19 protein-coding genes are annotated in these 23,502 nt (G+C 71.1%); 10 read left to right on the top strand and 9 right to left on the bottom strand.

Annotated elements, in window-relative coordinates:
- Positions 1-12 precede the first annotated feature (12 nt).
- The 6 genes from ACFY1E_RS28445 (at position 13) to ACFY1E_RS28420 (ending at position 7,199) form a co-directional block, all read left to right on the top strand.
- Positions 13-2,886 (top strand): glycoside hydrolase family 2 TIM barrel-domain containing protein, encoded by a 2,874-nt coding sequence (locus ACFY1E_RS28445; RefSeq protein ID WP_389080512.1) that lies wholly within the window; start codon positions 13-15, stop codon positions 2,884-2,886.
- Positions 2,883-4,061: an MFS transporter gene (locus ACFY1E_RS28440; RefSeq protein ID WP_389080510.1), complete on the top strand. Its 1,179-nt coding sequence runs from the start codon at positions 2,883-2,885 to the stop codon at positions 4,059-4,061. The genes ACFY1E_RS28445 and ACFY1E_RS28440 overlap by 4 nt, the downstream gene beginning before the upstream one ends.
- Positions 4,058-5,065, top strand: coding sequence for an ATP-binding cassette domain-containing protein (locus tag ACFY1E_RS28435; RefSeq protein WP_389080508.1), 1,008 nt, complete (start codon positions 4,058-4,060; stop codon positions 5,063-5,065). The genes ACFY1E_RS28440 and ACFY1E_RS28435 overlap by 4 nt, the downstream gene beginning before the upstream one ends.
- 1 nt (position 5,066) lies before the next feature.
- Positions 5,067-5,870: an ABC transporter permease gene (locus tag ACFY1E_RS28430; protein ID WP_389080507.1), complete on the top strand. Its 804-nt coding sequence runs from the start codon at positions 5,067-5,069 to the stop codon at positions 5,868-5,870.
- A 5-nt stretch (positions 5,871-5,875) separates the two neighbouring features.
- Positions 5,876-6,676: an ABC transporter permease gene (locus ACFY1E_RS28425; RefSeq protein ID WP_389080505.1), complete on the top strand. Its 801-nt coding sequence runs from the start codon at positions 5,876-5,878 to the stop codon at positions 6,674-6,676.
- A 157-nt stretch (positions 6,677-6,833) separates the two neighbouring features.
- The gene (locus tag ACFY1E_RS28420) at positions 6,834-7,199 is read left to right on the top strand and encodes a signal peptidase I (protein WP_389080503.1); all 366 of its coding nucleotides are present in this window, start codon (positions 6,834-6,836) and stop codon (positions 7,197-7,199) included.
- Positions 7,200-7,267: 68 nt separating this feature from the next.
- Here ACFY1E_RS28420 and ACFY1E_RS28415 read toward each other — a convergent pair whose 3' ends face one another.
- The 4 genes from ACFY1E_RS28415 to ACFY1E_RS28400 form a co-directional block, all read right to left on the bottom strand.
- Entirely contained in the window at positions 7,268-8,230 is a 963-nt protein-coding gene (locus ACFY1E_RS28415) for a hypothetical protein (RefSeq protein WP_389080501.1), read from the bottom strand.
- Between the two features lie 32 nt (positions 8,231-8,262).
- A complete protein-coding gene (locus ACFY1E_RS28410; RefSeq protein ID WP_389080500.1) occupies positions 8,263-10,149 on the bottom strand; it encodes a DNA/RNA non-specific endonuclease in 1,887 nt (628 codons plus the stop codon).
- Positions 10,150-10,284: 135 nt separating this feature from the next.
- On the bottom strand, positions 10,285-12,498 hold the full coding sequence (locus ACFY1E_RS28405) for a trypsin-like serine protease (RefSeq protein ID WP_389080498.1): 2,214 nt from the start codon (positions 12,496-12,498) through the stop codon (positions 10,285-10,287).
- Between the two features lie 55 nt (positions 12,499-12,553).
- Positions 12,554-13,093, bottom strand: coding sequence for a hypothetical protein (locus ACFY1E_RS28400; protein ID WP_389080497.1), 540 nt, complete (start codon positions 13,091-13,093; stop codon positions 12,554-12,556).
- A 391-nt stretch (positions 13,094-13,484) separates the two neighbouring features.
- Between ACFY1E_RS28400 and ACFY1E_RS28395 the strand changes: the two genes are divergently transcribed.
- The gene (locus ACFY1E_RS28395) at positions 13,485-16,856 is read left to right on the top strand and encodes an ALF repeat-containing protein (RefSeq protein ID WP_389080495.1); all 3,372 of its coding nucleotides are present in this window, start codon (positions 13,485-13,487) and stop codon (positions 16,854-16,856) included.
- A 263-nt stretch (positions 16,857-17,119) separates the two neighbouring features.
- On the opposite strand, the gene ACFY1E_RS28390 is transcribed toward ACFY1E_RS28395, so the two are convergent.
- From ACFY1E_RS28390 to ACFY1E_RS28375, 4 genes are all read right to left on the bottom strand, one after another.
- Positions 17,120-18,418: an MFS transporter gene (locus tag ACFY1E_RS28390; protein WP_389080494.1), complete on the bottom strand. Its 1,299-nt coding sequence runs from the start codon at positions 18,416-18,418 to the stop codon at positions 17,120-17,122.
- Between the two features lie 84 nt (positions 18,419-18,502).
- The gene (locus ACFY1E_RS28385; RefSeq protein ID WP_389080492.1) at positions 18,503-19,222 is read right to left on the bottom strand and encodes a hypothetical protein; all 720 of its coding nucleotides are present in this window, start codon (positions 19,220-19,222) and stop codon (positions 18,503-18,505) included.
- Between the two features lie 7 nt (positions 19,223-19,229).
- Positions 19,230-19,865: a sigma-70 family RNA polymerase sigma factor gene (locus ACFY1E_RS28380; protein WP_389080490.1), complete on the bottom strand. Its 636-nt coding sequence runs from the start codon at positions 19,863-19,865 to the stop codon at positions 19,230-19,232.
- Positions 19,862-20,059, bottom strand: coding sequence for a hypothetical protein (locus tag ACFY1E_RS28375; protein ID WP_099932078.1), 198 nt, complete (start codon positions 20,057-20,059; stop codon positions 19,862-19,864). The genes ACFY1E_RS28380 and ACFY1E_RS28375 overlap by 4 nt, the downstream gene beginning before the upstream one ends.
- Positions 20,060-20,440: 381 nt before the next feature.
- Here ACFY1E_RS28375 and ACFY1E_RS28370 point away from each other — a divergent pair, with 381 nt between their 5' ends.
- Positions 20,441-20,932 carry a hypothetical protein gene (locus tag ACFY1E_RS28370; protein WP_389080489.1) on the top strand — a complete coding sequence of 164 codons (492 nt, stop codon included), beginning with the start codon at positions 20,441-20,443 and terminating at the stop codon, positions 20,930-20,932.
- 7 nt (positions 20,933-20,939) lie between these two features.
- Here the strand turns inward: ACFY1E_RS28370 and ACFY1E_RS28365 are convergent, their stop codons facing one another.
- Positions 20,940-21,860, bottom strand: a complete 921-nt coding sequence (locus ACFY1E_RS28365; protein WP_389080488.1) for an NAD-dependent epimerase/dehydratase family protein — start codon at positions 21,858-21,860, stop codon at positions 20,940-20,942.
- A 158-nt stretch (positions 21,861-22,018) separates the two neighbouring features.
- On the opposite strand from ACFY1E_RS28365, the gene ACFY1E_RS28360 reads away from it, so the two are divergent.
- Together ACFY1E_RS28360 and ACFY1E_RS28355 are read left to right on the top strand one after the other, a co-directional pair.
- On the top strand, positions 22,019-22,663 hold the full coding sequence (locus tag ACFY1E_RS28360) for a TetR/AcrR family transcriptional regulator (protein ID WP_389080486.1): 645 nt from the start codon (positions 22,019-22,021) through the stop codon (positions 22,661-22,663).
- Positions 22,656-23,480 carry an alpha/beta fold hydrolase gene (locus ACFY1E_RS28355; RefSeq protein WP_389080484.1) on the top strand — a complete coding sequence of 275 codons (825 nt, stop codon included), beginning with the start codon at positions 22,656-22,658 and terminating at the stop codon, positions 23,478-23,480. Before ACFY1E_RS28360 ends, ACFY1E_RS28355 begins: the two co-directional genes overlap by 8 nt.
- Positions 23,481-23,502 lie beyond the last annotated feature (22 nt).

Below are 23,502 nucleotides of genomic sequence, written 5' to 3'. Positions count from 1 at the left end.
ACCTGGAGACCGATGACTTCCCGCACGACCACGGCCATCGACTACGTCGAGGACGTCTCACCCGGCAGCGGCGCCCTTCCGCCCCGCGCCTGGTACGCCACCTCCGACGCCAAGTCGCTTTCTCTGAACGGAAGTTGGCGCCTGCGCGTCTCACCGACCATCGACGCCGAGGACGACTCCTTCGCCGAGCCCGGATTCGACGCCGGCGGCTGGCCCGAGGTCACGGTCCCCGGTCACTGGGTTCTCCAGGGCGACGGCGCCTTCGGCCTGCCCATCTACACCAACCACCTCTACCCCTTCCCGGTCGATCCGCCGCACGTCCCGACGGAGAACCCGACCGGCGACCACCTGCGCGTCTTCGACCTGCCCGAGGACTGGCCGGCCGACGGCGGTGCGGTGATCCGGTTCGACGGTGTCGAGTCCTGCGCCCGCGTCTGGCTGAACGGCACGGACATCGGCGAGTTCAAGGGCTCCCGGCTGCCGCACGAGTTCGCGGTCGGGCACCTGCTGAAGCCGAGCGGCAACGTGCTGGCCGTACGCGTGCACCAGTGGTCCGCGGGCTCCTACCTGGAGGACCAGGACCAGTGGTGGCTGCCCGGCATCTTCCGTGACGTGACGCTGCTGCACCGCCCGGCGGGCAGCGCCCTCGACTTCTTCGTGCACGCCTCCTACGACCACGTCACCGGCGAGGGCACCCTGCGCGTCGACTCCGACGTGGACGGGCGGGTGACCGTGCCCGCGCTGGACATCGATGTCGCCACGGGCGAGCCGGTGACGGTCCCGGTCGAGGCGTGGACGGCCGAGACGCCGAAGCTGTACGACGGCGAGCTGGTGACCGAGGGCGAGCGCGTCCCGCTGCGCATCGGCTTCCGGACCGTCGTCCTCGAGGACGGCCTGATCAAGGTCAACGGCAGGGCGGTCCTCTTCAAGGGCGTCAACCGCCACGAGTGGCACCCCGACAAGGGCCGCGCCCTCGACCTCGACACCATGCGCGAGGACGTGTTGCTGATGAAGCGGCACAACGTCAACGCCGTCCGCACCTCCCACTACCCGCCGCACCCGGCCTTCCTCGACCTGTGCGACGAGTACGGGCTGTGGGTCATCGACGAGTGCGACCTGGAGACCCACGGCTTCACCGAGCAGGCCTGGCGGGACAACCCGGTCGACGACGACCGCTGGAACCCGGCCCTCCTCGACCGCGCGGCCCGCATGGTCGAGCGGGACAAGAACCACCCGTCGGTCGTCATCTGGTCTTTGGGCAACGAGGCCGGCACCGGGCGCGGCCTCACCGCCATGGCCGAGTGGATCCACGACCGGGACGCCTCGCGCCTCGTGCACTACGAGGGCGACTGGAACTGCCGTGACACGGACATGTACTCGCGGATGTACGCGAGCCACGCCGAGGTCGAGCAGATCGGGCAGGAGCTGGACGGAGGCACGCACAAGCGGCGCGGGCTCCCCTTCATCCTGTGCGAGTACGCACACGCCATGGGCAACGGCCCCGGCGGACTCGCCGACTACCAGCGGCTGTTCGAGACGTACGAGCGTCTCCAGGGCGCCTTCGTCTGGGAGTGGATCGACCACGGCATCACCCACCCCGAGCTGGGCTACGCCTACGGCGGCGACTTCGGCGAGGAGCTGCACGACGGGAACTTCGTCTGTGACGGACTGCTGTTCCCGGACCGGACCCCGTCGCCGGGGCTGCTGGAGTTCAAGAAGGTCGTCGAGCCGGTCGGCATCGAGGGCGACGGCTCCGCCGGCACCGTACGGGTGACGAACAAGCAGGACTTCGCCGACCTGTCCGCCTTTGCGTTCGAGTGGTCGTACCAAGTGGACGGGGAGACCGTCGAGTCGGGTTCCCTGTCGGTGCCCGCGCTCGCCCCGGGTGAGTCGGGCGATGTGAAGCTGCCCGAGCCGCCCGCCGACGGTGGCGGCGGCGAGACGCAGTGGACGGTGCGGGCCTCGCTCGCGGCCGACACGGCGTGGGCACCCAAGGGCCACCCGGTGGCGTGGGGGCAGTTCGCGGTGGCCGCGCGGCCGCTGCCCAGGGTTGCCGCGACCGACGGACCCGTCCTGGGCGAGCGGGTCATCACCCTGGGCCCGGCGTCCTTCGACGCCCGCACCGGTGCGCTGAGGACCATCGGCGGGGTCGCGGTGGACGGTCTGCGCCTCGATGTGTGGCGGGCGACCACCGACAACGACGAGGGCGCCGAATGGCAGACCGAGACACGCTATGCGGAGCTGTGGCGCAAGTACGGACTGCACCGCATGCGGCACCGGCTCGACGGGGTGGAGCTCGGCGACGACGCGCTGACCGTGCGGACCCGGGTGGCCCCCGCCGCATGGGAGTTCGGTCTCGCGACGGTGTACCGCTGGACGTCCGACGGCAACCGGCTGAAGCTGACGGTCTCGGTGGGTCCGGAGGGTGAGTGGACGGTGCCGCTGCCGCGGCTCGGCGTCCGCTTCGGGCTGGACGCGACCGCCGATCGCGTGCGCTGGTTCGGCGGCGGCCCCGGTGAGGCGTACGCGGACACCAAGTCGGCCTCGCAGCTCGGCCGTTGGGAGTCCACGGTCGACGGACTGCAGACGCCGTACCTCCGCCCGCAGGAGAACGGCGCCCGCGCCGACGTCCGCTGGGCGGAGATCGGCGGGCTGCGCATCGAGGGCGACCCGGAGTTCTCCTTCAGTGCCCGGCGCTGGACCACCGAACAGCTGGACGCGGCCTCGCACCGCACCGATCTCACGCCCGGTGACACGGTCTGGGTCAACCTCGACCACGCCCTGCACGGCATCGGCACCGGGTCCTGCGGCCCGGGCGTGCTGCCGCAGTACCAGCTGCGCGCCGAGCCGGCCGAGTTCTCCTTCGTCTTCTCGGAGATCAGTTGACGGACACGGACATACGGTCCACTGCGGCCGGCCGGCTCTTCAACCGGCCGGCCGCGGTGGCATCGTGCGCCGGCTTCGTCCTCATCGGCATGCTCCAGGCCCTGTACGGCCCCTCGGTGCCGGGCCTGCGTGCGGAGTTCGGCCTGTCCCCGTCCGGTGCCGGGCTCGGTCTGAGCCTGCACTTCACGGGTGGTGTCGCGGGCGTCCTGGCCTTCAACGCGATCCACTCCCGGATCAGCAACAGGGCGCTGCTGGCGGCGAGCTACGGCCTGATGGCGCTGGGCGGTGCGGGCTTCGCGCTCGCCCCGAACTGGCCCCTCGCGCTCGCCGCCGCCTTCCTCGGCGGCCTCGGCTTCGGCGGCATCGACTACGGCCTCAACCAGCTGTTCGCGGTCGGCTTCGGCGACCGTTCCACGGCCATGCTGAACGTGCTCAACGCCCACTTCGGCATCGGGGCGGTGCTCGGCCCGGCGGTGGTGGCCTGGCTGGGGCCGGACGCGTACGCGTATGCCTTCGGGGTGTGTGCGGTGCTGGCCGCGGTGCTGGTTCCGCTGGGATCGAGCGGGGTGCGTACGCGCCCTGTCGAGCCGACGGACAAGGAGCAGCAGCCCGGCTCGCTGGGCGGTGGCCTCTCCCGCGTCCTCGTCGGCTTCCTCGCCCTGTACATCCTGAACGTCGGCGTGGAAGCGGGTGTGGGCGGCTGGGAGCCCACGCATCTGGAGACCGTCGGCTACAGCACGGCCGTGGCCGCCTCGGCGACCTCCGTGTACTGGCTGATGATGACGGCGGGCCGTTTCCTCGTCGTGCCGATCACCCTGAAGTACTCCCCCGAGCGGATCCTGACGATCTGCGCGGCCGGCATGACGGTGTGTCTGCTGCTGGCACGTGTAAAAGGAGTGGCGCCGGTGGCCTACGCCGGTGTTGGGTTGTTCATCGCACCGGTCTTCCCGACCGGACTGCCCTGGCTGAACAGGGCGCTTCCCCAGGCGAGGCGCGCCGGTGCCTGGGTCATCGCCGCGTCGATGATCGGCGGAGTGGCGGCTCCCCCGCTGCTGGGGGCGGGCATCGAGGCCTCGGGCATCCACGCCGTCCCCTGGCTGCTGACCGCGCTCTCCGCCGTCTCGCTCGCGGTGACCGTCTGGCTGATCCAGCTCACCCGGAGGTTCGTCGAGTGATCGGCAGTATCGAGGTCCGCTCCCTCTCCCGCTCCTTCCACACCACCGTGCGCCGTCCGGGTTTCGCCGGCGCGCTCAGATCGCTCGTCAACCCGGAGCGGGCGGTCAAGCACGCCGTCTCCGACATCAGCTTCGACGTGGCGCCGGGCGAACTCCTCGCCCTGCTGGGCCCGAACGGCGCAGGCAAGTCCACCACCATCAAGATGCTCACCGGCATCCTCACGCCCACCTCCGGCGAGGCCCGGGTGGCGGGCGTGGTGCCGTACGAGGAGCGGGAGCGCAACGCCCGCAACATCGGCGCCGTGTTCGGGCAGCGCACCCAGCTGTGGTGGGACCTGCCGGTGCGGGAGTCGTTCTCGATCCTGCGGGACATCTACGACGTACCGGATGCCGAACACACCGCCCGGCTGCGGGAGTTCGACGACATCCTCGAACTGTCCGCCTTCTGGGACACCCGCGTACGCCATCTCTCCCTCGGCCAGCGGGTTCGCTGCGACCTGGCGGCGGCCCTGCTGCACGACCCGCCGGTCGTCTTCCTCGACGAACCGACCATCGGCATGGACGTGGTGGTCAAGGAGCAGGTCCGGGAGTTCCTGCGCCACCAGGTCGAGGAGCGTGGCCGTACGGTGCTGCTGACCACGCACGACATGACGGAGGTCGAGCGGCTCGCCGAGCGGGTCGTCCTGATCAACCACGGGCGGCTGGTCCTCGACGGCACTCTCGACGAGATCCGCCGCAAGTTCGGCTCGACCTGGCAGGTGCGGGCGACGCTCGCCGACGGGCACACCGACGTCGTACCGCCCCTGGGCATCGCCCTGTTGCGACAGGACGGCCCGCAGGTGGTGTTCGGCCCGGACGGGCCGGAGGCGCCCACGGTCCACCAGGCGCTCAAGGCGGTCATCGAGCGGTACGAGGTGACCGGCATCGCCATCGACGAGGCGGACCTGGAGGACGTGATGCGGGTGGCGTACGCGCATGCGGAGCCCGCGGCGGAAGAGGTCTGACATGGCCGTTCTGCACGCGTGGCGGGCCGCCCGCGTCACCCCGCTCGGCGAGCTGCACGCCCCGCCCCGGATGACGGCCGTCCTGGTCCGGCTGGTCGTCCAGGTGGTGCTGGTGGCGTCCCTGTGGAGCGGCCTGTACGCACACTCCGGCGCCACGGCCGGCATGACCCGCGAGCAGGCCATCACCTACGCCGTGCTGGCCGTACTCGCCTCCCGGCTGCGGGAGTTGGACCAGTACGCGGGCCGGGACACGGTTCTGCAGCACATGCACTTCGGCACCATCGTCTACTGGTATCTGCGTCCGCTGCCGCCCGCCCGCTACCACGCGCTGCGCGCCCTCGGCGAGCAGGTCTACGGGGCCGCCTGGGCGCTCGCCGGATACGCGGTGTGCCTCGCGGCCGGGGTGATCGAGCCGCCCGGGTCGGCAGCGGTGGCCGGGGTGTTCGTGGTCAGCCTGCTGCTGGGCCAGCTGGTCCTCTACTTCGTGATGCTGCTCCTGGACCAGCTGTGCTTCTGGACCATCCGCAACACCTCCGCGATGCTCATCCTGCTCTTCGCGCAGAACCTGCTGTCCGGGGTGTACGCCCCGCTGTGGTTCTTCCCCGGCTGGTTCCGCACCATGAGCACCTTCCTGCCCTTCCAGGCGACGCTCAGCGTGCCCCTGTCGCTGTACGTGGGCCGGATCCGACTGGCCGACGCGGGCGGGCAGTTGGCGATCCAGGCCGTCTGGGTCGTACTGCTCTTCTTCCTCACCCGGTTCCTGTGGCGGCGGGCCGCCCACCGGGTCGTCTCCCAGGGAGGCTGAGGCCCATGAATGCCGTCCGGATCGCCTGGCGCATCACACACCTCAACATCCGCGCCCAGATGGAGTACCGCATCGAGTTCCTGCTGAACATCGCGATCGGAGCGATCTGGCAGGTGTCGGTGATCGTGTTCGCGACCGTGCTGCTGACCCGGTTCACCGGGATGGGCGGCTGGGACAGCTCTCAGGTGCTGCTGATCCCGGCGACACGGATGCTGGCCCACGGGCTGTTCGTGCTGTGCCTGGGCCGGGTGCACCAGCTGGGCCGGTTCGTCCAGGAAGGGAGGATCGACATCTATCTGCTGCGGCCGATGCCGGTCCACCGGCAGGTGCAGCTGCAGTTCTTCCCCACCAACGCCTTCGGTGACCTGACGGTCGCCGTGGGCCTGATGGTCGGCGCGCTGTCCCGCAGCCACCTCGACTGGACGGCGGGGCGGGCCGCGTATCTCATCGCCTGTGTGCTCGGCGGCATGCTGCTGGAGGCCGCCCTGTTCACGGCTGTTGCCTGCGCCGCGCTCCGCTTCCCGGCCGCCGACTACTGGGGCCGCTGGCTGGAGGAGCTGCTCGGCACCTTCGGCAGCTACCCGCTGAACGTGCTGCCCAAGGCGGTGGGCGGCTTCCTCACCTTCGGCCTGCCGCTCGCGTTCGTCGCCTACTTCCCGGCTGCGGTGCTCACCGGACACGGACACGACACGGGCGTCCCGTACTGGCTGGCGGCGGCCTCCCCACTGCTGGGTCTGCTCGCGTACCTCGGAGCACGGCTGCTGTGGCGCTGGAGTCTCGACCACTACACGGGGGTGAACGGCTGACGGCGACTGCAACGGCCCGCGGCGACTTGCGTGCCCGCCTCCCGACCCGCGTCTCGTGTTCGTCGTCCTCGGGGGGTCGCGATCGTCCTGATCATCCTGCCGCGCACAGCGGGGGCGGCAGAGGTCTGCAGCCTGGCGCGCACTAAAGTCCAGCCACGTGAACAACAGCGTGTACGTGGGCAATGCGGGCAAGGATGCGGCACTGGACCGGGGGTGGCTTCTGGGCCATTTCAAGGACGTGGGCGATCCTCGTCACAGCGAGGCTGTGGAGATCAAATGGGGCGTCCACCCGCGCGGCGACGAGCGACTGCAGTGGGTCAGGGGCGAGGAACGCACCGCTCTGCTGGTTCTCATCAGTGGTCGCTTCCGCATTGAACTTCCTGGCCGCAGTGTGCTTCTGGAGCAGCAGGGCGATTACGTCGTGTGGGGGCGCGGGGTCGACCACTCATGGTTCGCGGAGGAGGAATCGGTCGTACTGACCGTTCGGTGGCCGTCCGTGCCCGGCTACGCAGTAGCCGGGTGAGCAGCGTGTGCGAGGCCGACAGCAGGTGACCGTGCTGGGGCCTACGGTGGTTCACGCGTCAGCCTCGTTCACTGGACCAGTTCGATGTGCGGGTGGTCCGGGGATGCCGGGCAGGCGTGGAGCTGGAGGTTGTAGCCGCTGGCGATGTCGATCATCGTGAAGTTCGCCGTCGGGTAGCCCGGAGGGAGAGGCGTGGGGTCGGTGTGCTCCTCCTGCGGGGCCCAGCTCTCGCTGCCGCCGTCCCATTCGGTGCTGGCGATCGTCAGGAGTGGGAGCGCCTCCGTGCCGCATGCAGGGCAGGGGCGGGGCATGGGGTCGGTGAGACCCCAGGAGGACCAGCCGCCGGTCTTCCAGCCGGGGGCGTGGGCGAGTTCGTTCCGGTAGAACTCGTGGGGTGCGACCGCGTATGCGGGGTTCCAGGCCGGGCCGGCCGTCTCCCAGCGGCTCACGTCGTTCAGTTGCCGCTGGAGGTCCTCGCTCAGCTCCATGGGGTTGGGGTATTCCGTGACCTGCTCCGGCGCGAGCACGCACGGCTCCGGCAGATAGGTGACGAGCTGGACCGCGGACGGTTCGGGCGGGGCAGCGAGGACGTCGGTGACCTCGGCCGCTGAGCGCCAGAAGAGCGCGGTGCGCGGATGCGTCGGGTGGTCGAAGGGGCACCACAGGACCTGGAGGAGATCGGCCCCGGGCGGGGTCGGGAGCGGAACGTCCCGGGCGTACAGCTGGGCCACGGGGAGCATGGGGATAGGGCCCTCGGGCTGCGGGCGGCCCTCACCGGCTGCCGCCCCGCGGCGCTGTCGCCGGATGTCGTCCGGCGAGAACGCCGGGGTCCATTTGTCCCAGATGTGCTCCCCGTCGCAGTGCGGCCACGGCTCGTCGGCGGGCCACAGGAGCGGCCCGCCGACGGAGCTGTCATGCACCGTCGGCGAACCCGGCCGCGGGTGCAGCCGGGTCGCCGTCCGCGCCAGCGGAGCCAGTTGAGGGAAGAGCGCGGTCACGTCGAGTGGCCGCGGCGGGGTGGTGAAACTCATTCCGGCTCCTGCTGGTACGAACTGGGGGGTGATCAGTTACCGAGGTTCAACAACCCCGTGTTCCCCTTGGTGTTGGGGACGTAGACGCTGGGGAACAGCTCCTCGGTCGTCCCGTTCGCCCGTTCGATGTTAGCGGTCATCGTGACACCCACCGGGATCGTGCTCGTCGCGTCCGTGTAGACGGGCGTCACCTGGTAGAAGATCGCGTCGTCCGGTCCGAAGGAGCCGTCCTTCAGCATGTTCTGCGCCATCGACTCGTACGTCCGCATGCTGGGCGTGCCGGTGTTCATGCCGGTCTGCCAGCAGGGGACGAGGTTGTTCTGGCCGCCGTCCAGGATCTGGCCCTTGCCGCCGAGGATGTTCGCGATCAGGTGGCACCGGGCCTGCGAGGACGTCGGCGGGTTCGCCTGGTTGAACAGCTGCGCGTCCTGCCAGCCCGTGATGTCGCCGGAGGCTCCGCTGCCCTTGACGGGCCCCTTCCCGAGGCAGGCCTGCGCCCGGGTCGGCCGCGTACCGGCCGGGCCGAGCGGGTCGGTCGTCTTGTTGACGTGGGCGACCGCTTCGGTGGTGTTCAGGATCCAGCCGTCGCCGTTGGGCAGCGAACCTGCCGGTGTGGTGTCCAGGCAGCGGCCGTGCGGGCCGGTGTCCGGCGTGGAGAACGTCACCTTGAACTGATCGGCGTCGATCACCCGCTGGTCCGTGAAGCCCTCGGCGAGCTGCGCGTCGGCGAACTGCTTGTCGGCGGCCGGGACATGGGCGCGGACACAGGGCCGGGTCCTGTCCAGCTCCCGGCTGTCGCCGAGGACGTACGAGTCCCATTCGCCATTGCCGAGGTTGGCGATCACCTCGACGCACTGGTCGCCGGAGGTGCCGCCTTCCTTCGCCTCGGCGAAGGGGAAGTCGCCGCAGGTGTCGGTGGCGACGAGGTCCGTCAGCGCCGTGAAGCCCCCGCAGGTGCGGGCCGAGCGGTCGGCCACGCCGCTCGTCGACCGGGTCAGCGGCTTGCCGTTGCCCCAGCCGTCGTTGAGGTTCTTCTGCGCCCACTCGTACGCGGCCACGGCGCCACCAGGATCGGACGACGTCGCGCTCATCTTCACGACCGGCATGACCGAGGGGACGGCACAGCCCGCGGTCGACGAACCGCCGACCGCGTTGTCACAACGGACCTTGCGCGGGTTCGCCCAGGAGGCGTTCGGGTCGACGGCCATGGCGCCCGGTGAGGTCACGTACATCTTGTACGAGGTGTCGAACTCCGCGACGGCGCCCACGGCGGGGGCCGAGGAGTAGGTGACGTTTCCGGTGAGGGTCTGGCCGACGGTCAGGTCACCTCCGTACCACGGGGCGGTCTTCGTCGCCGTGCAGCCGGTTCCGCAGGCGGCACGGAACTTGGCGTTCAGGGCCGCGACTTCGCCGCTGGCGCTGGTCATCGTCACGGTGACCTGCTCGTTCCAGGACTTGCCCGCCTTCGGGAGCGTCGCGCTGGTGGAGACCGCCAGGGTGCCGCGTCCGAGTTCCTTGCCGTTGCTGTCACGCAGGATGTAGACGACGTTGATCCCGGTCACGCAGTACTCGAAGCGCTGGTAGGAGTAGCTGCCGGGGGTGGTGATGTCGCAGCTGCCGGCGGCGGCCGTGGCCGCGGCAAGGGTCCGCTGCTGTGGTGCCGTGGGCTGGGCCGGGGCGGGGCTCGTGGTCACACAGGCCTCGACGGCACCGGCCCGGCGTTCCTTGGAGCGAGCCTTCGTGGGCTCGCACTGCTCCCCGGTTTTCGCCCGGAAAGCGCTGGTCCTGGTCTGGGGCGTGGTCGGCGCATCCGCCGGACCAACGCTGCCCGCTTGTCGCAGATGCCCTTCAGCTCCCTGCTGTTGTGCCTGGCTCATGCCGGTCGTGAGCCCCAGCGTCACCACGGTCAGCAGGGTCACTACGGCCTTTCTGGCACGTATTCGTCCAGGTCTTTGCGCACGTGTCATCGTCATGTCTCTCCTCTTGGCGGGGGCACCGGACGGACGAGCCCCCTGGGGACCGGCGGTCGCCGGTCCCCAGGGGGCTCATGGGAGTTACCGCGCCGCGAAGCCGAAGCGGTCGCCCGCTGCCGGGAGGCCGCCCGCGCCGGGCTGGTACGTGGTGACGGGGGCCACCGTGCCGCCCGCGGTGACGTTGGACAGCGGCAGGGCGTACAGCGTGCCGTAGGTGCTCGGGCCGAGGGGCAGGCCGACGTACAGCTTGGTGCCGGTGTAGTGGATGCTCGTGCCGAGTTGCTGGTCGGCGCCGGGGGCGGTGGGGATGCCGTCGCCGTCGCCCGCCTCCAGCCAGCGGTCGTTCGCGCCGGGGCTGCCCAGCAGCGAGAAGGTGTGGACCGCGCCCGCGTTGGCCGCCGTGTCGATGGCCTCGTTGGGGACGCCCACGGCGAGCTTCATCGTGGCGGTGGTGCTCAGGGCCCGCGGGGCGGTGTTGATCGCGGTCAGGGCGGCACCCATGCGGTCCCCGGCCTCCGAGACGCCGGTCACGTCGTCGTCGCCGGTGCCCTGGGAGAGGGTGTTGAGCTGGGTGAAGGTGCCGGCGGCGGTGATGCGGAAGGTCGAGACGGTGCCGGCGTCGGCCTTGGCGGCGCCGTCGATGTCCAGGTCCTCGCCGGGGGCGCCGACCGCGAGGATCGAGTCGGTGGCGCCGGCCGCGCCCGATGGGCGGTACGGCGCCAGGGCCAGGGCGTAGCCGAACTGGTCGCCGGCCTCGGCGCCGCCGGAGACGGTGTCGAGGTCCTGGTCGAGGCCGAACTTCGGGGTGGGCAGGCCCGCGGAGGTCAGGGTGTGGCTGAAGACCGCCACGGTGCCCGCGTTGGCGTCGGTGCCGATGGCTTCGCCGGGCGCGCCGACGGCGAAGAAGTTGGCGTCGGCCGTGATCGAGCCACCGAAGCCGTCGTTCGCCTCGGCGGCACCGGGCACGTCGGTGCTGTCCTGGTGGAAGATGATGTTGGTGCCGCCGTGGATGTAGAAGGCCGCACCGGCCTTCGCCTGACCGTTGACGGTCTCCCCCGGCGCGCCGACGACCACGAACGGCTCACCGGCGGCGGTGACGCCGGCCGCGATGGAGTCGCCGAACCGGTCGCCGGCCTGGGGGACCGCGGTGGCCAGGGAGCCGGTGCCGTAGCCCTCCTCGAAGTGGGTGTTCTTGACCGTGCCGGTGCCGAGGCCGCCGGGGGCGCCGTGCAGGATGTCGACCATGCCGGCGGCGTCGGTGCTGCCGAGGTCCTCGGCCGGGGTGCCCACGACGAGGTCGGTGCAGCCGTCCTCGTTGTAGTCGACGGTGTCGATGGACTCGCCGAACCAGTCGCCGGCCTCGGCGGCGCCGGGAACCCAGTCGAGGTTCTGGTTGATCTCGGCGGTGCCCTTGCCGCCTCCGTAGACGATCCGGATCAGGCCGGCCGAGCCGACGCCTCCGACGGTCGCCCTGGGGTCGGAGATGGCGATGTCCTCGACGCCGTCGCAGTTGAAGTCGGTGATGCGGACCGCGCCGGTGGTCGCGCTCACCCAGGAGGCGAGGTCGTCCACGCGGGTGACGACACCGCCGGTGCTGGTCACGCCGGCGTCGATGCCGTAGCAGCCGCCCTGGTACGACTGGCTTGCGAGGGCGGCCAGTTGGGCGGTGCCGCTGCCGGTGCGGACCAGGGGCCCGCCGGTGTCACCCATGCAGGCGGCCGTGCCGCTGGTGCCGGTGACCGAGGCGGTCGTGGTGGCGGCGGAGTCCACGGTGAACGCGCCGGTGTGCAGGCTCAGCGGCGCCCACTCGCTCTTGGTGCGGCCGTAGCCCGCGAGGGTGAGGCTCTCGCCCGCGGTGGGCGCGGCGGTGGCCAGGGAGATCGGGGCGACGCCCGTGACCGGGCGGTTGAGGCGGGCCAGGACCGCGTCGCGGTCGGTGCGCGGGACCAGTTGGACGATCTCGCGGGCCGCGCCGGCGGTGCCGGTCAGGTCGGAGCGGCCGACGACGGCGGTGGTCTTCACGGCCGGCTTGCCCGCGGGCACGCTCAGGCTGGTGGCCGGGTCGGCGGCGAAGCAACTGGCCGCGGTCAGCAGCCACTCGCGGTCGACCAGGACGCCGGAGCAGCCGCGGTCGTGATCGCCGACGGTGATCTGCGCGGTGTAGGCGTAGGTGGTGTCGGCGGCGGCGACCGCGGGGCCGGTGACGGCGGCGGCGGGGGCGGCCGCGAGCACGGCGGCGCCGAGGGTCAGGGTGGCGGCCAGTGCGGCGAGGCGCACAGGTCTGGCAAAGGTCATGAAGTCGGTTCCCTGCTGGGTGGTGGCGGAGTCGGGCAGAAGGGCTCGCGGGGCTCTACTTGGAGGTCCGAAGCTCCAGGAGCGTCCACTCACGGGCCTGGTCGTCCGCGCTCTCGCCCACCGGGGTCCAGGCGTTCTTGGCGATGTCGTACGACTGCTGCTCGGTGCCGACCGTCATGTCCGCCTGGGTCGAGTAGTCGTTGCCGCGGATGAGGTAGACCGACGGCAGCTCCAGGGTCAGCCAGCCGGAGTTGCCCTTGACGTCGAAGCAGACCTTGCTCTTGTCCCGCGCCTGGACCTCCAGCTGACCGGTGCCGCTCGCGCAGTCGGCCAGCGTGATGTGGCCGTCACCCCGCTTGAGCTGGATGTTCTTCTCGGCGAGGATCTTGTCCGCCTGCGGGTAGTCGAAGTTCTCGACGGCATAACCGGGGGCGCTGCCCGCGACCGTCGTGGCAGTACCCGCCTCGGCAGGGGACCCGCCGGGGAGGCCGACCGCCAGGGCGGCCCACGCCAGGGCGCCGACCGCCGCCGTGCCCAGGGCGCGGGTCAGGAATCTCTTGCGCGGCTGTGCCGCAAATCTGATACGCGACTTCATTAATTTCCCAAAATCGATTGCTTGCGGATCTATGACCTTGACGTGGTTCAAGGCAGACGTGAAGGAAATCGACAAAGCCGCGAGTGCTTCCACATCGCATTCCCCCCGCCTCGATGCCACCTCGCTTTCTCGGGTTTGTCCACTCCTCCAACAGCCATAAAACGGACGGGAGTTGGAGGTTTCATGTGACGCTCAACACGATTCCCGCAAGGTTGTACGGGTCACGGTAAAGACATCGCAAAGAGCGCTTGGCGTGCAGGATTCGGCGCGGGCTTTGATCTGCGTTGCCGATTTGATTGCCAAAAGGAGATGCATTGGTATGGTCACGTCATTGCGCAGGCGACACTTACGCCTCACCAGGTCACACAGAAATCACGGGGACAGAAAACACATGCAGACGATCTTCTGGAGCCGCAGACGAGTCCTCGGCTCGCTCGCCGCTGTGACGGCCGCCGCCACCGCGCCCCTGACATGGGCGCCCGTGGCCCGCGCAGCCGATGCGGCAGCGACGACGGCCGATCCGCTCGCGCTGCCGAACACCGACCGGGGCAAGGTGGTCAGGGCCTGGATGACGGGCGGCAGAGCCACCAAGTCGGCAGCGGCCGACGCCCTTTCCGGCACCGACGCCGACATCAGCACCTTCCTCGCCCAGACGCTGCCGAAGGTGACGACGGAGGACAACCGCGTCGCGATCGCGAGCTACCTCGCCCGCTCCGGCAAGGGCCTGCGCCGCGAGGCGGTCGCCGCTCTCGACAACGGCGACAGCGCCATCGCCGCCTTCCTCGCGGGCGGTTACGAGCCGGCGCTCCTGGAAGACCTGCGGGTGGCGACCGCCATCCTGTCGGCCACCGGTGGAAAGGCGGTCCAGCGCAAGGCGTCCGCCGCCCTGGACACGGGCACGCGGGCAGCGCTGGAAACCTTCCTGACGGAGGGCCAGTACAGCGCCCGCCTTGAGGACTCGCAGGTCCAGGTCGCCGCCATGCTGGTCAACGCCGGGCCCGAGGTGCAGAAGTACGCGAACCGCGCCCTGAACGGCTCCGCGACGGACATCCAGTGGTTCCTCGACACCGGCCAGCACATCGCGCGCGCCCGTGACCAGGAGTCGGCCACCATCGAGGAACTCGTCGCGGTCGTCGACCGGGAGGGCAAGCGCGCCCAGGCCGAGACCGACCTGGCCGTCGAGGCGTCGGAACGGGCCGTGGCCGCCGCGGCCGAGGCGAAGAAGGCGGCGGAGAAAGCCGCGGCCGAAGCCGAGGCCGCCAAGGAGGACGTACAGAAGTCCGCCGCGGCCGCCCGCAAGGCGGCGAGCGCGGCCACGGGCGCGGCGAACGCCGCCCGCATCGCCATCAACGCCTCCAACGCGGCCGTGAACGCCTCCCGCCGCGCCTCCTGGGCGGCCACCGCCGCTTCCCACGCCGCGTCCGTCGCCGGAGGCGCCGCCTCCCGTGCCTACAACGCGGCGATCGCCGCCTCCAAGGACGCGAGCAAGACCCAGGCGGCCAAGGACGCGGCGGTCGCGGCACGCAACTCCGCCGCCAAGGCCCGTACCGCGGCCAAGGCCGCCGACTACGCGCGGGCCGCCTGCGCGCAGTCCGTCACCGCCAGTGCCTCGGCCGCCTCCGCGGCCCGTGACTCCGCGGCCGCCGCTGCCGCTTCCGCGCAGGCCGCGGCCGCGTCCGGAGTCGCCCAGTCGCAGGCCGCCGAGGCCAAGCGCCAGGCCGCCATCGCCAGCGCCGCCGCCAACCGCGCCACCAACGCCGCCTCCACAGCCCAGGCCCTCGCCAACACGGCGGCCTCCGCCGCGAGCGCCGCGCGGGACGCCGCCAACTCGGCCGCCGCGCACGCCGAGAAGGCGGCCGCCGCCGTCGACGAGGCCGTGGCGAACGCGGGCAAGGCCATCGACTTCGCGAACAAGTCCACCGCCCACGCCGCCGAGGCCATCAAGGCCGCCGACACCGCCACCAAGGCCGTGACGGACGCCATGGCGGTCGCCAAGGCGGCCCGGGACGCGGAGCTGGCGCGCCTGGAGCAGGAGCGGCTGCAGGGGGTGGACGAGGCCCGGCTGCTGGCCGAGATCGAGGTGGCGGAGCTGGCCGAGTACGCGAACAAGCGGGCCCAGGAGGCGCAGACCGACAAGGCGACCAAGGACCTGATCAGCGCGGCGGAGAAGGCCCTGCTCACGGACGGCGACCTGTCGCTGGCCGCCACCCTGGGCCGTAGGGCCGCCACCGCGCTGCTCGACGCCAAGGGCGCCTGGACGCGGGAGGCCGCCCAGTTCGCGCTGTCCGGCAGCGACGACGACGTGTTCTCCTGGATCGACCTCGACCGGGGCGTCGCCCAGCACCAGGACGACCGGGAGACGGTCCTCTACATCGCGCAGATATCCAACCCCGCCATCGCCGCGGCGGCGCACGCGGCTCTGGCGAGCACCAGCTCCACGGCGGTGGGCGACTTCCTGACCTCCGGGGTGATCAAGGCCTCGCAGGACGACAACCGGGTGCAGATCGGCCGCATCCTCGACCAGAAGCCCGGCAAGGCGGTCACCGAGGCGGCCAACGACGCACTGGACAAGAACACCCCGGAGGCCTTGCAGGACTTCTTCGACCGCACCTACCCCGCCGCGGTACGGGAGGACGATGCGGTCGAGACCGCGACCTCGGTGGCGAACGGCGGCGACTACACCAAGGCCTACGGGGACGTCGCCCTGGAGGGGCCGACGTGGATGCGCCGGAACTTCGTCCAGGTCGTGCAGCATTCGGCAGCCCAGCTCGACCATGACTCCGCCACCCATGTCGCCGCGATCCAGGGGGCGATCGCCGCCGCGGCCAAGACCGCCTACACGGCGCAGCAGACCGCGGCACTGGCGTCGCAGGTGGCGGCGACCGCCCGCAACGCCGGCGAAAAGGCGCAGGAGTGGGCCGACGCGGCCGTGGCCGCAGGCAAGACGGCCGGCCAGTACTCCGACCAGGCCCGGCAGAACGCCGACGCGGCGGACAAGTCGGCCGCGGACGCACGGGCCTCGGCGAACAAGGCCTCGGCCGCCGCGGCGACGGCGCGCACCGCCTCCCGTGCGGCGAACTACTCCGCGAACAAGGCGATCGACGCGGCCCGTTCGGCCCTGGCCTCTGCCTACAGCGCCCAGCAGTCCGCGGCCAGTGCCCGCCAGTCCGAACTCGAAGCGGGCCGGGACGCGGCCGCGGCGGCCGCTGCGGCGAACCAGGCGCGCGCCATCGTCGTCCAGAAGCGCCAGGCGGAGGCCCGCGAGGCCGCCCGGGAGGCCGCGGAGAAGGCGCAGGAGGACCGGAACAACGGCAGCAACCCGGCCGACAACGACGCCAACGACGACGTCAACCAGAACGGCAGCAACGGCGACAACGACGAGTGGTACACGGACGCCGGCTGGTGGGCCGACGCCTTCAACTACGTCAGCGTCGGAGCGGGGTTGATCGCCGCGGGCCTCGGGCTCGCCAGCGCCGTCTTTCCCCCGTTCGCCGTCGTCGGTGTCCCGGCCGCGGCGATCTTCGGCGGCATCTCGATGGGAGCGGGTGCGCTGAGCACCCTGTTCACCGGCATCGAACACGGCTTCACCAGCAGCGAGTTCATGTGGTCCGCGGCAGGAACCGCGCTGAGTCTGGTCACCTACGGCCAGTCGAAGTGGGTCACCCCGGTCGCCAAGAGGGTGGCTCCCGTGGTGAAGCAGGTCGCCGAGGAGGGCAAGGAGCTCGTGTCCTCGATCACCAGCGGACTGTCGTCGATGTTCTGACGACCGTCCCGTGAGCCGTCCCGGCGTCCCGGCGTCCCGTCGGGTGACTGGCCCGGTGTTTCACCTCGCCGTTCACCCGACCCGCTGATTCTTGGTTCGTTCCCAGGACAGCCGTCTCTGTGATCTCCCCCGGCCGGCGGGCGCCGGTCGCGGGTGCACCGGCGACGCTGATCGTGTCGGGGAGCTGCGCGGCTGTGCCCGGTGCGGTGGGAGGCGATGGCCGGCGAGGTCCGAGCCAAGGCATGCGCCTGGCCCTACGCCGGTCAACCGCCGCGCCCTGCCCGCCGTATCGGCGTGAACAGGGCCGCGCCCGCGATCAGTACGCAGCAGCCGCCCGCCACCACACCCACCGGGGCCGTGCCCTGATGTTCCGCCGACCAGGTGAGGACGGCCGCGCCGATCGGGGCCGCGGAGTAGTGGAGGGTCCAGAAGGCCGAGGTGACACGGCCGAGCAGGGGCTCGGGGGTGATCTCCTGGCGCAGGGACATGGAGCAGGTGCCCGCGACGGCGACACAGGCCAGGAAGGTGGCGCCCAGGGCGGCCACCACGCGTACGTCCCGCGCCCAGCCCAGGCCGGCGAAGGCCAGACCGCACACCGCGACCGCGCCCGTCCAGGTCCGTCCGAAGCCGAGCCGGCGGCGGATCCTGGCGACCAGCAGGGAGCCGGTGATGGTGCCGAGCGCGCCGCAGGCCATGACGGTGCCGACCGTGCCGTCGTCGTGGCCGAGGTCGTGCTTGAGGTGGTAGATGACCAGGTCGGTCAGGCCGAGGGTGAGGAAGCTGAAGACGAAGAGAAGGGCGGTGAGGCAACGCAGGACCGGGTGACCGTAGAGAAAGGACATCCCGGTGCGCAGGTCCCGCCAGAGGCCGGTGCGCTCGGGTGGGTTCCCGTCGGAGGGGCGGGCGCGGAAGCGCACGAGGAGCATGCAGGCCGCCGACACCCCGAAGCTCGCCGCGTCCACGCCGACGGCAGCGGCCGGCCCGGTCCAGGCGGCGACGAGTCCCGCACCCAGAGGTCCGAGCACCCCGGCCGCGGCGGCCGTGGCGTTCAGGTGGCCGTTGGCCTCCGTCAGCCGGTCGCCGCCCACCAGACTGCGGACGACGGTGACGTAGCCGACGGCGAAGAACGTGCCGACGGCCTCGCACAGCGGCAGCACCACGTACAGCAGCCACAGCTGCGGCCCGAACAGCCACACGGCGGGAATCAGCCCGTACAGCAGCATCCTCACGAGGTCGCAGGCGATGAGGAGTCTGCGGCGGTCGGCACGGTCCACCACGACCCCCGCGAACACCGCCGCGAGAACGGCGGCGGCCGTGCCCACGGCCGTCAGCAGACCCATGCGGGCCACCGACCCGGTGGCCTGGAGGACCAGCAGGGGCAGGGCGATCAGGGCGAAGGAGTCACCGAGGACGGACAGGGTCTGGGCGGCCCAGAAGACACCGAAGTCCCGTTGCCGCCAGAGGGGTCGGTCGGCCGGGGGTGCGGTGTCGGGTGCGCTGCTCCCGGGCTCGCCGTCACGGTTGCCGGACTCACCGTCCTGCCTGCGCACCTCGTGAGTCACGCATTCCCCCTCGCCGCCTCGTGCCCCCTGGCCGGGCAACCCTATGTCCGTCCCGATCTCCGGCAACCGAATTTCGGCCGCCGTTCACGCGGTGACCAGGTCGTCCCAGTGGTCGGCGAGCGCGGGGATGGGCTGCGGGACGGGGCCGAGGCCTCCGTCGTACGGCGCCTCCAGCTCGTCGACCGCGTCCTTGACCGCCCGTTCGGAGACGGCCGGCGGAACGGGAGGCAGCGTGTAGCGGACGCCCGGGCCGTCGCAGGTGTGGGGGGTGGTGTCGGCGTGGTGCGGTACGGGTGTGTAGCTGGTCCAGTCGAGGCTGTTGAGGCGGTGGATCTGGTCGGCCCAGTGCTGGGCGTCACGCATGTCACCGCGGCGCAGATGGAGCAGATACAGGCACAGGGCGGCGGTGACGCTGCCGGCGCCCGCGGTGTAGCGCCACCAGAACTGGGCGCCCTCCTCCTGGTCGGCGAGGTACAGCAGACAGGCGAAGGTGAGGGCGCCGTCGGGGTCGCGTTCGGTGTCGAAGGCGGTGATGCGGCGCGCGGCACCGTGGTGGTGGACGGTGCCGCGGCACAGCAGGCGCAGGTCGTGCGCCGCCTGTTCGTGCAGGGCGGCCGGGAGCGGGTTGGCCCCGGCGGTGTGGCCGCAGTGCGCGGCGGTGTTGAGGAACCGCATCCAGCGCAGCTCGTGCAGGTCACGTGCGAGGTCGTGCCGGGCGGCTTCCAGGTCGGCGTAGCCGTACTCGCCCCGGAAGACGCGGGAACGGCGCAGGGCCTCCTCGATGCTGCGCGGGGTGCGGTTCACGGGTGGGTCACTCCTTCTCGTCGTCGGCGGTGTCCGGGGCGTTCTCGGTCCGGTAGCCCATGGCGGTCGCGAGCCGGTGGATCGCGGTGCGCCGGGTGGACCGGACGGTGGCCTCACGGATGCCCATGATCAGCGCCGTGTCCCTGGTGTCGAACTCCAGCACGTCCCGCAGCAGGATCACGTCGAACTGGCGCTCGCTCAGCCGTGACATCTGGCGGAACAGGCCCAGTCCTTCCTCGAGTTCGGCGATCTCCTCTCCGTACTCGGCCTGGAAGGCGCTGCGGAAGGCGCCGAGCAGGGGCGCGCTGGCCGCACGGATGGCCCGTGCGAAGGCAAGGGTCTCGGTCGTGGCGGGGCTGCGGCCCTGGGCGGCGAGTTCGCCGTGGACACGCTGCTTGAACAGGGCCCAGGCGTAGGCGCCGGGATTCTCCATGGCCTCCAGGCGGGGCCAGATGGTGGCCAGGTACAGGAAGGTGCGGTTGACCAGCCGACGGGCCGCGAGGGCGTTGCCGCCGAGGTGGATGCGGCTGTACTCGAAGCACGCGCGGTCGTAGCGGGCGTGGAAGTCCCAGAACTCGGGCGGCATGACGAAGTCGGCACTGCGCCTGGTGCGTCCTGCGGGGTCGGGGTGCGGGCCTGTCATCGATGGCCTCCTTCGGTCCAGGAGGCCGGGGCGGGGGGTGTCGGAGCGGGGGGAGGCTGCTGTTCGCTCAGGGCGAGGGCCCCTACGCGGACTCCGGCGCCGAGCAGACGCCGCACTAAGAACCACACGTCGGGCGCGTACGAGCGCGCCACGGCGGCGAAGGCCAGCACGAGGCTGACTACGTCGTAGTTCACAGTGACTGTTTTCCTTCTCTTTCAGACAGTGCCGTTACCGCCCGGTCCCCCGCACTGGACGGGCCTGGCACCTAGAGCCTCGTTGCTCTGGGAAACAGACAACCGGACGCGACCCGGAAAACGTGCAGTCCTACGAACAGATCTTTATAACGGAGGGTAGCTTTCCGCTGACGGTTGGCCAGCGGCGAATTCACGACCGCGTACCGCCACGGTTCGCCGACTCTCGCGCCTCATGCGCCACCCCTGCCGAACTGCGCATCCACCGAAAGCGAAGAACTTCGAACGCCGTTTGCGCGAACGTGACTTGGTGCGGCCCTCAAGTGATGTGCCATAGGTCACATTCGCACGGGCGGGGTGCGGCCCACCGCAGAGGATGGGTCCATGCACAGGCCGTTCGACGACCCCACGCCCCGTCAGGTCCAGCCGGGCGAGTACCCCGCGCTGGACGAGGCCCTCGCCCTGGTCAACCGGGATGTTGCCGCGACCCTGCCGGGTCAGGGTCCGCTCCGGCTGATGGCCCTGCCGCCCTGGGAGGAGGGCGATCCGGAGAACGTGTACGTCACGCTGCCCAACGGGGAGTGGTGGGGCAGCCCGCTCTGGCAGTACTCCCCCGACTCACCCCGCGGGGAGCCCCTCAGCGCCCTCGCCGCCGTCGCCGAGGCGGCGCAGGACACCGTCACCGAGTGCCTGTGGCAGGCCTGGCCGGTGTGCACCGTGCACGACCTCGGGATGCATCTGGGCGAGGCGGACGGGCGGCCCGTGTGGCGCTGCGCCGGAGCCGGGCGGGACCCGGGGCACGTACGGGCGGCGGTGGGAGAGCTCGAGACCGTCCACCGGCCGCTGCGCCCGAACCGCAAGCGGAAGCAGAATTAGCCGACGGTCACGCCAACTCCGCACGGAACCCCTGGCGCCACGACGGGTACCGCGGCTCCCAGCCCAGTTCCCGCCTCGCCTTGGCGTTGGAGAACCCGCGGCCCTCGGTCATCATGCCGACCACCATCTCCCCGGCCAGCAGCCGCGCCAGCCACGCCGGGAGCCGCCGCGGCGGCTTGGCACCGGCGCACCGCGCGAGATACGGCAGCCACTCGGCGACCGGCGCCGGCTCGTCGTCGACGATGTTGAAGACACCCCTGGCCTTCTGCTCCACGGCCAGCACGGTGGCGCTCGCCGCGTCGTCGAGATGCACCCACGAGGTGTAGCCGGTGCCGCCCCCGACGAGCGGAAACATCCGCCTGCGCACCATCTTGACCTGATCGTCGTTGGCGCCCGGCCCGTAGAACGCGCCGTAGCGCAGGGCCGCACCGCCGGCCTTGACGACGGCGTCCTCGAGGTGGCCGATCGCCTTGGTGCCCTCCACCTCCTGCAGCGGGTCCTCCTCGGTCTTGACCCAGCCGCCCTCTCGGTTCCCGTTGAAGCTGGCGTGGCTCTGCGCGACGACGTGCGAGACACCGGTCGCCTCGGCGGCGGCCAGCAGATGGTCGATCCCCTCGGTGCGGAGCCGGTTGGTGGTGGTGAAGAACCGCTCGGCCTTCCTCATGTCGGGCTTGCCCGCGTGTGCCTCGGAAAGACCCGTCATCTGATGCACGATCACGTCCGGCCGGGCCCCCGCCACCGCCTGACCGACCGACACCGCATCCAGCCCGTCCATCACGACCCCTTCGGCACCCAGCCGCGTCAGCAGGTCCAGCTTGGCCGGACTCGTCGTCGTGGCCGTCACCTGATGCCCCCGGGCCACCAACTGCCCCACCAGGCGCCGCCCCAGGACCCCGCTCCCGCCTGCCACGAACACCCGCATGACCATCACCTTCCTGATCCCGAACCTGTTCCCGAAGCCTTTCTTCGAGACCTGGGACGAGACAGCCCGACCGCCTGTGACACGGGAATCAAATTTCGTTCGCCGAGAAGCACCTTGGACTACTAGGTTGTTTCCTAGGGATCCTAGGAAGGGCAATTCAATCCATGGTCAGAGCCGGCCTCACCCCCGCCCGCATCGTCGCGGCGGCAGCCGACCTCGCCGACGAGGTCGGCTTCGAGAACGTCACCCTGTCCGCCCTGGCCCGCCACTTCGGCGTGAAGGACGCGAGCCTCTACTCGCACATCAGGAACCTCGACGACCTGCGCACCCGCCTCGCGTTGTTCGCGGGCGCCGAGCTGATCGACCGCATCGCCGTCGCGGTCGCGGGACGGGCGGGCAGGGACGCGCTGGCCGGCTTCGCGGGCGCCTACCGGGAGTACGCGCTGGAGCGGCCCGGGCGGTACGCAGCCACCCAGATCCGTATGGACCAGGCACTGATCGCCGCCTCTCCCGACTTCCGCCGTACCGCCGAGATCACCTACGGCATGCTCCGCGCCTACGGCCTCGAGGAGCCCGATCTCACCGATGCCGTACGCCTGTTGCGCAGCACCTTCCACGGCTACTGCGCCCTGGAGGCCACCGGCGGCTTCGGCGCCGCACGCGAGGTAAAGAAGTCCTGGGACAAGGCCGTCGACGCCCTGCACGTGACGCTCGAGAACTGGCCCCGGGAGAACAACTGCGAGAACAACGGCGAGAACAGCAGCGAGAACAACGACGAGCAGAACAGCGAGGAGCGGAGCAATGGCTGAGGACCTGCACCACGACGTACGCGGCAAGGGGCCCGTCCTGCTGATCGTCCCGGGTGGGGCCGGGCACCCCATGGGATTCGCCCCGCTGACGGACGTGCTCGCCGAACGCTTCACCGTCGTGACGTACGACCCCCTCGGGCTCGCCCACGGGCGGCTCGGCGAACCCGTCGGCGACCAGCGGGTGGAGGAGTGGAGCGACGGAGCGCGCCGGGTCCTCGACGAGGTGCTCGCCGAGGGCGAGTCCGCGTACGTCTTCGGGACCAGTTCCGGCGGTATCGCCGTCCTCGACCTGCTCGCCCGGCACCCCGAGCGGCTGCGGCACGTCGTGGCGCACGAGCCGCCGTGCGTGGGGGTGCTCCCGGACGGGATACGACAGCAGGCCGTGTTCCAGGAGGTGTACGACACGTATCGCGCCGCCGGGCTGCAAGCGGCCGCCGTCAGGCTGGGCGCCGTACTGGCGGGACAGAAGCCGGAGGAGAGTCCGTCGGGTCAACCCCTCTCCCGGGAGCAGGAGTTGGGGATCCCGATGGCCCTCTTCCTCGCCCATGTCCTGCGGCAGTTCACCTCGTACGCCCCTGACCTCCCCGCGCTCACCGCCTCCGCCACCCGCCTCACGCTCGGCGCAGGAACCGACTCCCGCGGTCAGCTCCTCCACCGCACCGCCCGGTTCCTCGCCGAACACAGCGGCAACGGCAGCCGCTTCGTCGAGTTCCCCGGCGGGCATGTCGGTGTGGCGGAGCATCCCCTCGCGTTCGCCGACCTGCTCGCCGAGACGCTGCTCGCAGACGGCGGCACACCTGTCCCGCTGACCACTTAGACTGGAAGCTTCGGGGGAGGGA

The organism is Streptomyces sp. NPDC001604, assembly GCF_042893475.1.
In the GTDB taxonomy this organism is placed as follows: domain Bacteria; phylum Actinomycetota; class Actinomycetes; order Streptomycetales; family Streptomycetaceae; genus Streptomyces.
This window is presented reverse-complemented; position numbering and strand designations above follow the sequence as displayed.